The sequence below is a fragment of the Micromonospora yasonensis genome, from assembly GCF_026013475.1.
GTDB classification, from domain to species: domain Bacteria; phylum Actinomycetota; class Actinomycetes; order Mycobacteriales; family Micromonosporaceae; genus Micromonospora; species Micromonospora yasonensis.
Genome location: NZ_JAPDPH010000177.1, coordinates 1 through 14,627 on the forward strand (window position 1 = coordinate 1; position 14,627 = coordinate 14,627).

Genomic DNA, 14,627 nt, shown 5'->3' on the forward strand with positions numbered 1-14,627 from the left:
CGTAGATGCCGGCGGCCCGCTTGCGGTCGGTGGGGTGCCGGCCGCCGAGCACCGAGTACCACGGCCCGGCGCCGCGCAGGGTCACCCCGTCGACCACCACGTGGTCCCAGAGGGTGAAGGTGCCGGCGGGGATCCACACCGTCCTGCCCTGTGCCTTGCCGGCGTCGACGGCGGCCTGGAACTTCGCCGTGGCGTCGGTGGCGCCGGTCGGGTCCGCGCCGAAGTCGGTGACCACGTCCAGCACCCCGGTGGGCTTGGCGATCGGCGCGGCGACCAGCTCGAAGTCGGCCAGGTCGATGGTGAAGGTGGGCGACTGCGCGGTCGAGGAGACCTGGAGGCGGATCTTCGTACCGGCCGGGTAGGTGGTGCCGAACAGGGTCCGCGTCTCGTCGTAGAAGTGGTGCGGGTTGGTGTCGCCCGGGTTGTTGTTGAACGGGTAGCCGCCGTAGTACCAGCCGTACCGGGAGGTCACCGGGACCGCCTTCACCAGGGCGCCGTCGGCGCGCAGATCGATGGTGGCGTCCCGGCCGGTGCCGGCGGCGTTGTCCGGCAGGCTGTATCGGAAGGTGACCGCGTCGGCCGGCGCGGTGAGGGTGAACTCGACGTACTCGCCGACGGCGTCGAGGGTGACCGCCTCCCGGCCGGAGGCCTCCGACGGCAGGGTGCCGTAGTGCCGGTCGGGGCCGATCCGGGTGCCGGTGTGGACGGCCCGCTCCGCCTCCTGTTCGACGAATCCGACGGTGGCGCCGCGGCCGGCGATGTCGAACGGGGACAGCCCGGCGGCCCGGGCCGGGGTGGCGGTGCTGGTCAGCGCTACGACGGTGAGCGAGGTCGCGGCGAGGGCGGCGCCGGCGAGGGCGGCGACGCCCGCGCGGGTCGGGACTCTTCGGGGCGGATGTGGGGTGGCGGTGGCGTGGTCGGGCATGAGCGAGGCTCTCCCTCTCGTCGGTGGTCCCCCCGTGAGGTGCGGTGGCGCTGGGCTGGTCGCCTCCTTTCGGTTCCGGTCGCAGAGGGCCGGCAGGGTGGACGCGGTGCCGGCGGACGGGACGGGCCGCCGGCGCCGCGTGTGCGGGTCAGGCCGGTTCGGGTCCGACCGTCGGCGGTTCGGTGGTACGCAGCCAGACGGCGGTGTCCGGCGGCAAGAGGTCGTCGTCGAGCGGCCCGCTGGCCAGCAGCAGCTCGCCGCCGGCCGGCAGCGGCACCGGTGCGTCGGCGAGGTTCACCAGGCAGCGGAAACCACCGCCGCGGCGGAAGGCGAGCACCCGGTCCGGGGCGGGCAGCCAGCTCAGCTCGCCGTCGCCGAGCGCTGCCTCGGCTCGCCGGATCCGGATCGCCGTCCGGTACAGCTCCAGCATCGAGGCCGGGTCGCCGGTCTGCGCCCGGACCGTCCGGTCCTTCCAGTCGGCCGGTTGGGGCAGCCAGGGCGCCGCGGCACCCTCGGGGCTGAACCCGAACGGCGGCTCGTCATCGGCCCAGGGCAGCGGCACCCGGCAGCCGTCCCGGCCGGGGTCGACCCGGCCGGAGCGTTCCCACATCGGGTCCTGGCGCAGCTCGTGTGGGATGTCCTCGACCTCCCAGAGGCCCAGTTCCTCGCCCTGGTAGACGTAGGCCGCGCCGGGCAGCGCGAGGCAGAGCAGCGCGGCGGCCCGGGCCCGCCGGGTGCCCAGCTCCAGGTCGGTGGGGATGCCTTCGCGCTTCGCGGCGAAGCTGAACGTGGTGTCCGCCCGGCCGTAGCGGGTGACGTGCCGGGTGACGTCGTGGTTGGACAGCACCCAGGTGGCCGGCGCGCCGACCGGCGCGTGCGCGCTCCGCGTCCCGTCGATGCTCTCGCGCAGCGCCGAGGCGTCCCAGGCGCAGCCGAGGAAGTCGAAGTTGAACGCCGCGTGCAGCTCGTCGGGGCGCAGGTAGTTGGCGAACCGCCGCCGGTCCGGCAGCCACACCTCGCCGATCAGTGCCCGGTCGCCCGGGTACGCGTCGGCGATCCGCCGCCAGTCGCGGTAGATCTCGTGCACCCCGTCGAGATCGCGGAACGGGTGCGGCCGGCCCGGCAGGGTCTCGGGCAGGGTCCCGTCCTTGACCAGCAGCCCGGCCGAATCGATCCGGATGCCGTCCACCCCCCGGTCGAACCAGAACCGCAGGATGTCCTCGAACTCGGCCCGCACCCGTGGGTGGTCCCAGTTGAAGTCCGGCTGCTCCGGGGCGAAGAGGTGCAGGTACCAGTCGCCGGGGGTGCCGTCCGGGTTGGTGGTCCGGGTCCAGGTCGGGCCGCCGAACTCGCCCACCCAGTCGGTGGGCCGCTGGTCGCCGCCGAGGCCGCGGCCGGGGCGGAACCAGAACAGCTCCCGCTCGGGCGCCTCCGGTCCGCCGGCGAGCGCCGCCTGGAACCAGGGGTGCGCGTCGGAGCAGTGGTTCGGCACCACGTCGACGATCGTCCGGATGCCGAGCGCGTGTGCCTCCGCGATCAGCGCCTCCGCCTCGGCGAGGGTGCCGAACACCGGGTCGATGTCGCGGTAGTCGGCCACGTCGTAGCCGGCGTCGGCCATCGGGGAGGGGTACCAGGGGCTGAACCAGATCGCGTCGATGCCGAGCTCGGACAGGTGGTTCAGCCGGGACCGGATGCCGGCGATGTCGCCGATGCCGTCGCCGTTGCCGTCGGCGAAGCTTCGGGGGTACACCTGGTAGATCACCGCTCCACGCCACCACGGACCGCTGCCTGCTGTGGACACGAGCACCTGCTTTCTGCGTCGGTACGTCGGCGGGTTCGCCGGACCTGGAGGTGTGTCGCGGGCGAACGTCGTTGTCCGCCCCGGAAGGGTTCGGTGGTGGTGCGCCGGGACTAGCCCTTGAGGCTGCCCGTGGTCAGACCGGACATGATGTTCCGTTGGAAGATCAGAAAGATGATGACGGTCGGGATCGCCGCGATCACCGACGCCGCGATCACCACGTTCATCGGCGTACCGCCCGAGAAGGCGTAGATGCCGACGCTGACCGTCCTGGTCTCGGGCGACGGCATGACCAGCTTCGGCCAGAGGAAGTCCTTCCAGACCGCCGTCACGGCGAAGATCGAGACGACGCCGAGGATCGGGCGGGACATCGGCAGGACGATCGACCAGAGGGTGCGCAGCGGCGTCGCCCCGTCCATGAGGGCCGCCGCCATCAGGTCCTCCGGGATCGAGTCGAAGAACCGCTTCAGCAGGAAGATGTTGAACGCGTTCGCAACCAGGGGCAGCCAGATCGCGAACGGCGAATCGAGCAGGTTGAGGTGCAGGATCGGCAGGTCGATCACGGTCACGTACTGCGGGACGATGAGGACCATCGCCGGGATCATCAGGGTCGCCAGCATCAGGCCGAGGATCACGTTGCCGAACACCGGTCGAAGCTTCGACAGGGAGTACGCCGCGGCGGTGTCGAGGACGAGTTGGAACAGCACCGCGCCGGTCGCGTAGTAGAACGTGTTGAACAGCAGCTTGGCGAGGTTCAGATTGGTCCACGCGTCGACGTAGTTCTGCGGCTGCGGATCCTTCGGGAACAGCGACGGCGGGGTCTGCGCGATCTCCTGGCCGGACTTGAGCGCGCCGGTGACCATCCAGTAGAGGGGCCCGATGAAGACGAGCGTGAACCCGACGACGACGACGGCGAGCAGCGTCCAGTAGATCATCCGGCCGCGCCCCCGCCGGAACTGGGCCTGGGAGATGAGGGTCCGGGTTCCGGAGTCCTGTGCCATGGGTGGTCCGTCCTAGTCCTGTTTCGCGGTCAGCCGCACGTAGACGGCGGAGAAGCCGGCCAGCACCACGAGCATGATCACGCCGAGCGCCGCGGCGCCGTTGAGGTCGTTCTGGAAGAACCCGTGCTGGTAGATGAGGTAGGCGACCGAGGTCGCCGAGTCGCCGGTACCCGCGCCGTTGGCGAGGATCAGCGGCTCGATGAACAGCTGCATGGTGGCGACGATCTGCAACATCGCCAACAGCGCGAGGATCAGCCGGGTCTGCGGGACGGTCACGTTGACGATCCGCCGCCAGACTCCGGCGCCGTCGAGCTCGGCCGCTTCGTAGAGTTCACCGGGGATGTTCTGCAGCGCCGCCAGGTAGATCAGTACCGCGCTGCCCATGTTCATCCAGGTCGACGCGAGCACCATCGCCGGCATCGTCATCCCGGGCGACTGCATCCACTCCGAGGTGGGCAGGTGCAGTGCCGTGAGGATCGCGTTGAACAGCCCCGCCTCGCTGGGGTCGTACGCGTAGAACTTGAAGAGGAAGAGCGCCGAGGCCGGCGGGAGCATCACCGGCAGGTAGACCAGGATACGCAGGTACCCCTTCGCGTGGCGGAACTCGTTGAGCAGGATCGCCACGAAGAACGGCACCGCGTATCCGAGGACGAGCGCGAGGAGGGTGAAGTAGAACGTGTTCTTCCAGGCGGTCCAGAAGCTGGGGTCGTCGATGATCCGGGCGTAGTTGTCCCAGCCCACCCAGGTGGTCTCGCCGCGGCGGGTGCGCTGGAAGCTCATCACGACGCCGCGGACCATCGGGTACCAGGAGAAGACGACGAAGCAGAGGACCGCCCCGATCAGGAACGCGTGCCCGGTGAGGTTGTCCCGTACCTTGCGGCCGAGGCCGGCACGCCGAGGCCCCGGCGGGTACGGCGCGGGGCGGCCCGGTCGTCTGGTGGTACCCGGGACGGTGGTGATCGCCAAGGGAACTCCCTGCGGATGTCGGTGAGCGGACGGGACGGGGTGGAGGGTGGGGGCCGGGGCCGGCGCCCCCACCCTCGTCAGCTCAGCTCCCGGCGGCCAGCAGCTGGTTGACCTTGCCTTCCGCCGTCTTGAGCAGGGCGTCGATGTTCGCGTTCGGGTTGGTCAGCACCCCGGACATCGCCGCGTCGAGCACCGCGTAGATCGCCTGCGCGTTGCGCGGCTCGCCCTTGATCGGGACCGGGTTCCCCTCGAAGACCGCGAAGTTCGCGGTGTCGACGTTCGCGTTGGCCTTGCGCAGGTCGAGTTCCTGCTTCTGCGCGTCGCTGCCGCCCGCGAACAGCAGCGGCTGGGGCAGGCCCACCGGGTAGTTCTGCGGCTTGGCCCGGACGTAGTCGAACTGGCCCTTGCCCGGCGTCAACTTCTGGTACGCGATCCACTTCAGACCGGCCTTGACCTGCTCGGGAGTGAGGCCCTTCTTGAAGAAGTAGCCCTCGCCGCCACCGAGCGTCGCCTTCGCCGGGCCGTCCTGGCCGGGCAGCGGACCCATCGCCCAGTCCTGGAACTTGCCCTGGAACTGGCTGACGATCGCCTGGGTGGTGTCCGGCGCGCCGATGAACATGCCGACCTTGCCCGCGCCGGCGTTGGTCAGCAGGTCGCCCCACTGCAGCAGCTGGCGGCTGCCCATGCTGTTGTCGCCGTACCGCATGTCCTTGAGGTTCTGCAGGACCTGCTTGCCCATCGCGTTGTTGAAGTCGGCCTTCTTGCCGTCCGGGGTCAGCATCTCGCCGCCCTGCGAGTAGAGCAGCGAGGTGAAGTGCCAGCCTCCGGTGTTGCCGGCGCTGTACTCCGCGTAGCCGGCGATGCCGTTGCCGAGCGCGGCGATCTTCTTGGCGGCGGCCCGGACCTCGGGCCATGTCCTGGGCGGGTTGTTCACGTCGAGTCCCGCCCGCTGGAACAGGACCTTGTTGTAGACCAGGCCCATCGAGTAGTTCTTCACCGGGATCGCGTAGAGCTTGCCGCCGTCGCTGAAGACCTCCTTGAGCGCCGGGTCGACGCTGTCCCAGGTCGGGATCGTGTCCTTGTTGACGTACTGCGTGACGTCCATCGCCTGACCGGAGTCCAGCACCTGCTGGAGGTCGGTCATGTAGCCGTAGAAGATGTCGGTCACGGTGCCGCCGGCGAGGCGGGCGGTGAAGTCCGGCGGGTTGTTGCACTGCTCGCCGACGCTGACGCTCTTGATGACGATGTTCGGGTTCTGCCGCTGGAACTCGGCGACGTCGTCGTTCCAGTTCTTCAACAGCTCTTTCTGGGAGCCGACCGGCTGGCAGTCGACGGTGATGGTGACCTTGCCACTGGCATCGTTCTTCGCGTCGTCGCTCTTCGTGGAGCAAGCCGCGAGGCTGAGCCCCAGGCCGGCCACGAGCGCTAGCGCCGCAGCCTTCCGGTACTGCGGTACGGACATCTGTCCATCCCTTCGGGAACGGGTGTCTCCATGGCCTTCGCTGATCTGCGGTGATCGCCACCCAGGGATGCCTGCTGGTGATCTGCATCTGCCGCGCGACCTGCCCCCGCTGGCTGCGTGGGGGCCAGGTGTGAGTGGAGTCACTGTAGCGAGACGAACTAGCTTCAGCAAGGTTTCGATTGCTTCATGAAAGAACACGACATCACGGGGATAGGTCGCGACACGGAGTCAACCCCTTCACCCGCGGTGCTCGCTCGACGCGGCGCCGGCAACGACGAAACGGCCGCCGACCGCGAGCGGCGGTCGACGGCCTCAGCGTCGTTCGGCGACCAGGGAGGCGGGCCGGGGCGGGTCAGCGGCCCGGTGCGGGCGCGGTGGAACCGCGTACCACCAGTTCGGGCTCGAACAGCAACTCGTCGTGCAGCACGCCGGCCCCCTCGATCTGGGTGACCAGCAGGTCCACCGCGGCCTGCCCCATCGTCTCGATCGGCTGCCGCACCGTGGTCAACGGCGGGTCGGTGCAGGTCATGAACGCGGAGTCGTCGAAGCCCACCACCGACACGTCGGTCGGCACCGCACGACCCAGCCGCCGGGCGGCCCGGATGGTGCCCAGGGCCAGCACGTCACTGGCGCAGATGATGCCGGTCACGCCACGCTCGACCAACTTGGTCGCGGCGACCCGCGCCCCTTCCATCGAGAAGCTGGAGCGCTCGACGTACTCCGGGCCGTCGGCCCAGCCCGCGGCGCGGGCCATCGCGTCCAGCTTGCGCCGGGACGGCACGTGCCCCTCCGGGCCGAGCACCATCCCGATCCGGTCGTGCCCGAGCGAGCGCAGGTGTCCGTACGCCTGCTCGACCGCCACCGCGTCGTCGGTGGAGACCCGGGGGAAGCCCAGCTCGTCCACCCCCGCGTTGACCAGCACGACCGGCAGCCCCCGGTCGGTGAGCCGCCGGTAGTGCTCGTGCGAGGCGTCGGTGAGGGCGTACGACCCGCCGGCGAAGATGACCCCGGAGACCTGGTGGTCGAGCAGCATCTCGACGTAGTCGGACTCGGGCACGCCGCCGATGGTGCGGGCGCAGAGGGCGGGCGTGAAGCCCCGTTGCGCGAGGGACCCGGTGACCACCTCGGCGAGGGCCGGGAAGATCGGGTTCTGCAACTCGGGCAGGACGAGGCCGACCAGCCGGGCCCGCTCGCCCCGCAGCTTGGTCGGGCGCTCGTAGCCGAGCACGTCCAGCGCGGTCAGCACGGCGGTGCGGGTCGCCTCCGACACGCCACCGCGCCCGTTGAGCACGCGGCTCACGGTCGCCTCGCTGACGCCCGCCTTGCGGGCGACCTCCGTCAACCTCTTCGTCACCCCGCAATCCTATGCCGTGTTCCTGCAAAAAATGAACCGCCTCCTGCCTGGTCGCGTAAGAATTGGATGATCGTTTACCGCCGGCCCGACGGGGGAGGACGACCATCGGTCCGTGGCGGCATCACGGGGTGCGGCCGCCCGATGAGCGGCCGCTCAGTCGGCCCACCCCACTCCTGCTCGCAATTTTTGAACAGCTAGCCGCTTGAATCTCGACAAGTAGCGGGAATAACATGAGACACCCGCCGGGGCCGGGCGCGCCTGCCCGGCACGCGGCACACCACCACCGTCCCCCGTCCCGGAGAGTGGGTAACCCCGATGCAGCGGAGCATGGACGACGGCCCGGCGGGTCGACGCCGGCACGTGCGGACAGCCCGGATCGTCGCGATGGCGAGCGCCGTCGCGCTTGCCGTACCCGGCGGGAGCGCCGCGGTGGCGGCCGGCCCGGCCGTCGCCGGCCCGGTGGTCACCCGGGCCGGCCTCGACCCCGCGCTGGTCGCCGACCGCGGCGCCACCGTGGACTTCGTGGAGCAGGAGGCCGAGCACGCCCGGACCACCGGGACCGTCATCGGCCCGGGCCGCACCGCCTACACCCTCGCCGGTGAGGCCTCCGGGCGCCGGGCGGTCCGGCTCTCCCCCGGCCAGTACGTCGAGTTCACCCTCCCGGCCGCGGCCAACGCGATCACCGTCCGGTACAGCATCCCGGACGCCCCGGGCGGCGGCGGGATCACCGCGCCGCTGCGCGTCACCGTCGGCCGCGCGGCTGCTCGGACGATGACGCTCACCTCGCAGTACGCCTGGCTCTACAACCAGTACCCGTTCACCAACGACCCCGACGCCGGGCTGCTGCACCCCGACTGGTGGATCACCGAGTGCGCGTGCGTACCGGCGGCCACGACCCCGGCGCCGACCATCGCCAAGCCCTTCCGGCCGCACCACTTCTACGACGAGCAGCGGCTGCTGCTGGGCCGGACGTACCAGGCCGGCGAGGTGGTGCGGCTGACCGCCCCGATCGGCGGCGCCGCCGCCTGGACCGTCATCGACCTGCTCGACTCCCAGCTCGTCGGCCCGCCGCGGGTGGTGCCCGGGGCGGTGAACGTGCTGGCCTTCGGCGCCGACCCGACCGGCCGGCGGGAGTCCGCCGACGCGTTCGACCGGGCCGTCGCGTACGCCCGGCGGGCGCACCGCACGCTCTACCTGCCGCCGGGGACGTACCAGGTGAACCGGCACGTGATCGTCGACGACGTGACCATCGTGGGCGCCGGAAGCTGGTACACGACGGTCCGGGGGCGCGCGGTCGCCCTGGACACCCCGGCCCCGGACGGCTCGGTGCACACCGGCGTCGGCTTCTACGGCCGGGACGCCGCCGACGGCGGCAGCGGCAACATCCACCTCGCCGACTTCGCCATCGAGGGCGACGTGCGGGAACGGATCGACACCGACCAGGTCAACGCGATCGGCGGGGCGCTGAATCACTCCATCATCGACGGCCTGTACCTGCACCACACCAAGGTGGGCATGTGGTTCGACGGGCCGATGACCGACCTGCGGGTGACGCGCACGGTCATCGCCGACCAGATCGCCGACGGGCTCAACTTCCACACCGGCGTCACCCACTCCTCGGTGTCGCACACCTTCGTCCGCAACACCGGCGACGACGGCCTGGCCATGTGGTCCGAGGGCACCGGCAACGCGCACAACACCTTCGACCACAACACCGTGCAGTCACCCGTGCTGGCCAACGGCATCGCCGTGTACGGCGGCGCCGACAACACCATCTCGGCCAACCTGGTCGCCGACCCGGTCCGGGAGGGCAGCGCCATCCAGGTCGGCTCCCGGTTCGGCGCCGAGCCGTTCAACGGCCGCCTCTGGATCACCGACAACACCACGGTCCGGGCCGGCGGGTACGAGCTGAACTGGGACATCGGCCTCGGCGCGATCTGGTTCTACGCCCTGGACCGCAGCATCGACGCCGACATCCAGGTCGTCGGTGACGCCTTCCTCGACAACACCTACAACGCGATCATGCTGGTCAGCGACTGGCCGGTGAAGGACACGGTCTCGATCAGCAACGTCCACTTCCGGGACATCCGGATCGACGGCACCGGCACCTCGGTGGTGAGCGCCCGTACCGCCGGCTCGGCGTCCTTCGCCGACGTCGACGCCCGCAACGTCGGGGCGGTCGGGGTCAACAACTGCGGCTCGTTCCACTTCACCCCGGCGGGCTCGGAGTTCCACCTCACCGATCTCGGCGGGAACGACGGCGGCTGGCTCGCGCCGTGGCTGCTGCCGAACACCATCACCTGCGACGACCGCCCGCCGGTGGTGCCGCCACCGGCTCCGACGCCCTGGTGAGCCGATCGGTCGGCGCGCCACATCCGACCCGGCGGGTGACCTCACCCGCCGGGTCGCGCCGTGTCGGCCGCGGTCCGGCGGCGCGCCGCTCCGTCCGCAGTGGACTCGGGCGTGGACAACCGCCCGGACGATCGATAATCTTCCCGCACGGTCGGCAACGATGCTTATCGATACGACGGAGACGGGGTACCAATGAGTCGCGTCCGAGGATGGGCCTGCGCGGTAGCGCTGGTCGCCGCTTCCCTGCTCACCAACCCCACCGCCGCCCAGGCCGCGCCCACAGCGGCCGGCGACCTCACCACGGCGGTGACCACCAGGCTGCTCGACCGGGCGAGCGCCACCGACGCCGGACTGCGCGGCGCCGGCGCGGACAACACCCGGGTCACCATCACCCGCCGCGACGGGCAGACATGGGCGTTCGGCACCGCCGTCGTCGTCGCCCCGGCCCAGGAGGGCCAGTACCCGGCCGGTTGGCTGTTCGTCGCCCACCGGGACCGGGCCGGCTGGCAGGTCGCCTTCGACGGCGAGGCGAACTTCGCCGACCTCGCCACGGCCGCCCCCGCCCGGGTCGTGTCGCAGGCGGAGAAGAACGTGTTCACCACCTCGCCCAGCCCGATGTACGCCGGTGGCGACTACCGCACCGGCATGCGCCTGCCGTTCGCGGTCGGCCAGTCGTGGTACCTCACGGGTGGGCCGCACGGCTGGGCGGGCAGCGACACCCCGTGGAGTTCGATCGACCTGTCCGGCGGGGACCAGCGGGTGCTGGCCGCACGCGGCGGGACCGCGTACACCATGTGCCGGGGCTGGATCCGGGTGATCCACGACCGAGGCTACTCCACGGACTACTACCACCTGTGGAACAGCATCAGCGTCAACGGCGCGGGCGTCGGCGAGGGCGCCTACCTCGGCGACACCGGCACCGACGTCACCTGCGGCGGCGCGGCCAGCGGTCGCCACGTGCACTTCGCACTGCGGCAGAACAGCGCGTACGTGCCGATCGCCGGCCACAACTTCGGCAAGTGGGTGGTGATGGGCGGCGGCGCCACCTACCAGGGGTACGCCCTGCACGGCTCGGCGCAGGTCAACGTCGGCGGCGCCCTCTACAACTACGGCGCCCTCGGTCTCACCCAGGCCATCATCGACGCCAACGGGGGCGGCACGGTCAACAAGCGCTCCGGCCCGGGCACCGGGTACGCGGTCGTCGGCTCGGTCGGGGACGGGGCCACGGTGAACGTCGCCTGCTCGGCGAACGGCACCACCCACACCGGGCGGTGGGGCACCACGTCCCTGTGGAACAAGCTCACCGACGGCACCTGGGTCACCGACGCGTACACGTGGACCGGCAGTTCGGGCCCGATCAACGGCTGGTGCTGACGCCGCCGCACCAGGGCCTGCCGGTCACGCACCCGGCAGGCCCTGGTGGTTGAGGTAGAGCACGATGCGCAACCGGTCGCCGTCGTCGTGCAGCAGGTACGACGACGCCAGCCGGACCGGCTCACCGCCGGCCACCCGGGGCGCGTCCCAGTCGGTGCGGGCCAGCACGTACCGCTCGTCGAGCCGGTCGTACGTGAGGTCGGTCAGCATCGCGGGGCCGAGTCCGGCGTCGGCGAACAGCTGCGCCCGCCGCGGCAGGGCGGCGAGGAACGCGGCCCTGGGCACCGGCCGGGCGCCGGCGTCGTCGGCCAGCAGGAACGGGTCGCCGAACAGTTCCCCGAAGCCGTCGGCGTCCCCGGCGGCCGGCGAGAAGGCGGCGAAGAAGCGACGGAGGCGGGTCTCGAGGGGGACGGTGGAGGTCTGGGACATGCGACTGGTCCTCTCCGGAAGCCGGCCGCGCCGGGGTTGGCGCGGCCGGTGACGCCCTCCGGGCGGCAGGCAAGCGGTCCGGAGGCGTCGCCACGCTACCAGCCACAAACGGACATATTACCACAATAATCTGTAAAGATCAAGTACGATCAGGTCCAATCCGCCTCGTCCCCGCGGCCGATCCCACGGCACGGCCCACGTGGCGATCCGCCTGCCGCCACCGATCTGCGACAACGGACCCCGGAAGCCGGGTACGTCTCAATATTCTCTACTGGTGCAAAGGTCGCCAACCGCAAACTGCGCCACGATCCGCTCGAATTTCTCACCAGGGCGGCGCAGCCGGTGCTGTGGGAACGAGACCTGGGGGTGCTGAACAAGTACCTGGTCAGCCTCGTGCTGCTCGTCGGCGTCGCGGCGCGCCGCTATCCACGGGTCGTGTCGTGAGCGGGCCCCGGGTGCAGCCGGATGCCGGTTGCGCACTGTGCACCGCTGCCCTGCCCGCGGCGTGGGTGCTCGACTATCCGGACGGTGAGCCGGCGGGGGAAGGCACCCGGGAGACCATGCTGACCCTGGGCAACGGCTACCTGGCCACCCGCGGGGCGGCCCCGGAGGCGGAGGCCGACGGTGTGCACTACCCGGGCAGCTACCTGGCGGGTTTCCACAACCGCCTGGCCGGGGGCGCCGGCCGGCCGGACGGCGAGGAGAGCATCGTCAACCTGCCCAACTGGCTGCCGGTGACCTTCCGTCCCGCCGGCGGCGACTGGTACGCGCCGGACCGGGCCCGGCGGGTGCACGAGCACCGGATGCTGGATCTGCGCCGCGGCGTCTACCTGCGGGAACTGGTGGTGGTCGACCGCGACCGACGGCGTACCCGGGTGCGCCAGCGACGGCTGGTGTCGATGGCGAACCCGCACCTCGCCGCGCTGGAGACGAGCATCGTCGCGGAGAACTGGTCGGGACGGCTGGAGATCCGCTCCGGCATCGACGGCGGCGTGTCCAACGCGAACACCGCGGCCCGGCTCGGTGCCGGCGGCCGGCACCTCGCCGACGTGACCGGCGGGGCGACCGACGGGGCGATCTGGCTGACCGCCGTGACCACCGGCTCGCGGCAGACGGTCGCGGTCACCGCCCGGACCACGGTCGGCGCCGCCGGCAGGGACGCGACAGCCACCCGGACCCTGATCCGGGGCGCCGACGACGTGGCCGAGGTGTTCGGGATCGACGTGACCGCCGGAGCAGCGGTCACGGTGGACAAGACGGTCGCGGTGTTCTGCGGGCGGGACCGGGCGGTGCACGATCCGCTGAGCGCGGCGGGCGCGGCGCTGCGCTCGGCCGGCCCGTTCGAGGCGCTGCTGGCCGATCACGCCACCGCGTGGGCCCGGCTGTGGGCGCGGTTCCGGCTCGACGTCGGCGAGGAACACGTATGGCAACTGCCGCTGCGGGTGCAGACCTTCCACCTGTTGCAGACGCTGTCACCGCACACGGTCGCCGTGGATGCCGGTGTGCCGGCTCGCGGACTGCACGGCGAGGGCTACCACGGGCACGTCTTCTGGGACGAGCTGTTCGTCTATCCGTACCTCAACCTGCGGCTGCCGGAGCTGACCCGGGCGCTGCTGGAGTACCGGTACCGGCGACTGCCGGCGGCCCGGCGGCAGGCGGCGGCCGCGGGGATGGCCGGCGCGTTGTTTCCGTGGCAGAGCGCCACCAGCGGACGGGACGAGAGCCCCTGCCGATCCCCCTCCCCCGTCACCGGTGAGTGGCAGGACGACCGCACCGGCCGGCAGCACCACGTGAACCTCGCGGTGTCCTACTCGGTTTGGCGGTACTGGGAGACGACCGGGGACCTGTCCTTCCTCACCGGGCACGGTGCGGAACTGCTGGTCGCGACCGCCCGTTTCTGGGCCGGTCTGGCCACCTACGACCCGGCTGAGGACCGCTACGACATCCGCGGCGTGCTGGGGCCCGACGAGTACCACGACGGCTATCCCGGCCGCGCCGGGCAGGGGTTGGACAACTGCGCGTACATCAACGTGATGGTCGCGTGGGTACTCGCCCGGGCGGACGAGGCGTGCGCGATCCAGGACCGCCATCCCGGCGCGGCGCCGTGGCGGACCGAGGGCGTGCCGGCCGGGGAACGCCGGCGGTGGACGCACATCGCCCGCCGGCTACGGCTCACCTTCCTGCCGGACGGGATCCTCGCGCAGTTCGCCGGGTACGGCGACCTTCTGGAGCTGGACTGGGACCGGTACCGGCAGCGCTACGGCGACCTGCGGCTGCTCGGACCGTTGCTGCAGGCCGAGGGGGACGATCCGAACCGCTACAAGATCTCCAAGCAGGCCGACGTGCTGATGTTGTTGTACCTGTTCAGCGCCGACGAGCTGGCCGCGCAGGTCCGGGGCATGGGCTACGACTTCGACCCCGCCCGGATCCCCGCCACCGTCGACCACTACCTGTACCGCACCACGCACGGCTCGACGCTGAGCCGGATCGCCCACGCCTGGGTGCTGGCCCGTACCGACCGCCGTCGCTCCTTCGACATGTTGCTCGACGCGCTCGGCACCGACCTGGCCGATCCCGCGCACAGCTCGACCCGGGAGGGCATCCACCTCGGCGCCACCGCCGGCGCGCTGGACATCCTGCAACGCTGCTACACCGGCCTGGAGGTGCGCGGCGACGTGCTGCGGCTCAACCCCCTGCTGCCCGAGGGGATGGACCAGCTTGACTGCGTGCTCCGCTACCGCAACCGGGAGCTCGTGCTGCACGTCGACCACGACCGGGTACGGGTCTCGGCCGCTCCGGGCGCGGACCCGCCCGTCGCGGTGGCCGTCCGGGAACGCGTCCACCTGCTCGGACCCGGCACCACCGTCACCGTCCCGTTGGGACCGGACGACGGCACTGGAGACGATCCGTCGCCCCTTGACTCTTGACCGGGCTGGTCGCGCGATGGTCCGGACGCTCGCGGCGGG

The 14,627-nt window shown here is 71.3% G+C and carries 10 protein-coding genes; 3 read left to right on the forward strand and 7 right to left on the reverse strand.

Annotation, left to right across the window (positions count from 1 at the left end):
- The 6 genes from ONA70_RS27100 to ONA70_RS27125 all read right to left on the reverse strand — a co-directional run.
- A partial coding sequence (locus ONA70_RS27100; protein ID WP_265009314.1) for a glycosyl hydrolase family 28-related protein occupies positions 1–925 on the reverse strand: 925 nt, incomplete at its 3' end.
- Positions 926–1,073: 148 nt separating this feature from the next.
- Positions 1,074–2,687 (reverse strand): glycoside hydrolase family 13 protein, encoded by a 1,614-nt coding sequence (locus ONA70_RS27105; protein ID WP_265009315.1) that lies wholly within the window; start codon positions 2,685–2,687, stop codon positions 1,074–1,076.
- 149 nt (positions 2,688–2,836) lie between these two features.
- Entirely contained in the window at positions 2,837–3,724 is an 888-nt protein-coding gene (locus tag ONA70_RS27110) for a carbohydrate ABC transporter permease (protein WP_265009316.1), read from the reverse strand.
- A gap of 12 nt (positions 3,725–3,736) precedes the next feature.
- Complete coding sequence (locus ONA70_RS27115; protein WP_265009317.1) at positions 3,737–4,690, reverse strand: carbohydrate ABC transporter permease; 954 nt, start codon at positions 4,688–4,690, stop codon at positions 3,737–3,739.
- 82 nt (positions 4,691–4,772) lie between these two features.
- Positions 4,773–6,152: an ABC transporter substrate-binding protein gene (locus tag ONA70_RS27120; RefSeq protein WP_265009318.1), complete on the reverse strand. Its 1,380-nt coding sequence runs from the start codon at positions 6,150–6,152 to the stop codon at positions 4,773–4,775.
- 352 nt (positions 6,153–6,504) lie between these two features.
- On the reverse strand, positions 6,505–7,506 hold the full coding sequence (locus tag ONA70_RS27125; RefSeq protein WP_265009319.1) for a LacI family DNA-binding transcriptional regulator: 1,002 nt from the start codon (positions 7,504–7,506) through the stop codon (positions 6,505–6,507).
- Positions 7,507–7,890: 384 nt separating this feature from the next.
- Here ONA70_RS27125 and ONA70_RS27130 point away from each other — a divergent pair, with 384 nt between their 5' ends.
- Positions 7,891–9,858, forward strand: coding sequence for a glycosyl hydrolase family 28-related protein (locus ONA70_RS27130; RefSeq protein ID WP_406601249.1), 1,968 nt, complete (start codon positions 7,891–7,893; stop codon positions 9,856–9,858).
- Positions 9,859–10,050: 192 nt separating this feature from the next.
- The gene (locus ONA70_RS27135) at positions 10,051–11,232 is read left to right on the forward strand and encodes a peptidase M23 (RefSeq protein ID WP_265009321.1); all 1,182 of its coding nucleotides are present in this window, start codon (positions 10,051–10,053) and stop codon (positions 11,230–11,232) included.
- A 24-nt stretch (positions 11,233–11,256) separates the two neighbouring features.
- Here ONA70_RS27135 and ONA70_RS27140 read toward each other — a convergent pair whose 3' ends face one another.
- The gene (locus ONA70_RS27140) at positions 11,257–11,661 is read right to left on the reverse strand and encodes a nuclear transport factor 2 family protein (RefSeq protein ID WP_265009322.1); all 405 of its coding nucleotides are present in this window, start codon (positions 11,659–11,661) and stop codon (positions 11,257–11,259) included.
- A gap of 440 nt (positions 11,662–12,101) precedes the next feature.
- Between ONA70_RS27140 and ONA70_RS27145 the strand changes: the two genes are divergently transcribed.
- Positions 12,102–14,588, forward strand: coding sequence for a glycoside hydrolase family 65 protein (locus ONA70_RS27145; RefSeq protein WP_265009323.1), 2,487 nt, complete (start codon positions 12,102–12,104; stop codon positions 14,586–14,588).
- Positions 14,589–14,627: the final 39 nt, after the last annotated feature.

Excerpts from the sequence above, each read along its gene's own strand:
- ONA70_RS27140 (WP_265009322.1), bottom strand. The coding sequence starts at position 11,661 with ATGTCCCAGACCTCCACCGTCCCCCTCGAGACCCGCCTCCGTCGCTTC.
- ONA70_RS27135 (WP_265009321.1), top strand. The coding sequence starts at position 10,051 with ATGAGTCGCGTCCGAGGATGGGCCTGCGCGGTAGCGCTGGTCGCCGCT.
- ONA70_RS27110 (WP_265009316.1), bottom strand. The coding sequence starts at position 3,724 with ATGGCACAGGACTCCGGAACCCGGACCCTCATCTCCCAGGCCCAGTTC.
- ONA70_RS27120 (WP_265009318.1), bottom strand. The coding sequence starts at position 6,152 with ATGTCCGTACCGCAGTACCGGAAGGCTGCGGCGCTAGCGCTCGTGGCC.
- ONA70_RS27130 (WP_406601249.1), top strand. The coding sequence starts at position 7,891 with ATGGCGAGCGCCGTCGCGCTTGCCGTACCCGGCGGGAGCGCCGCGGTG.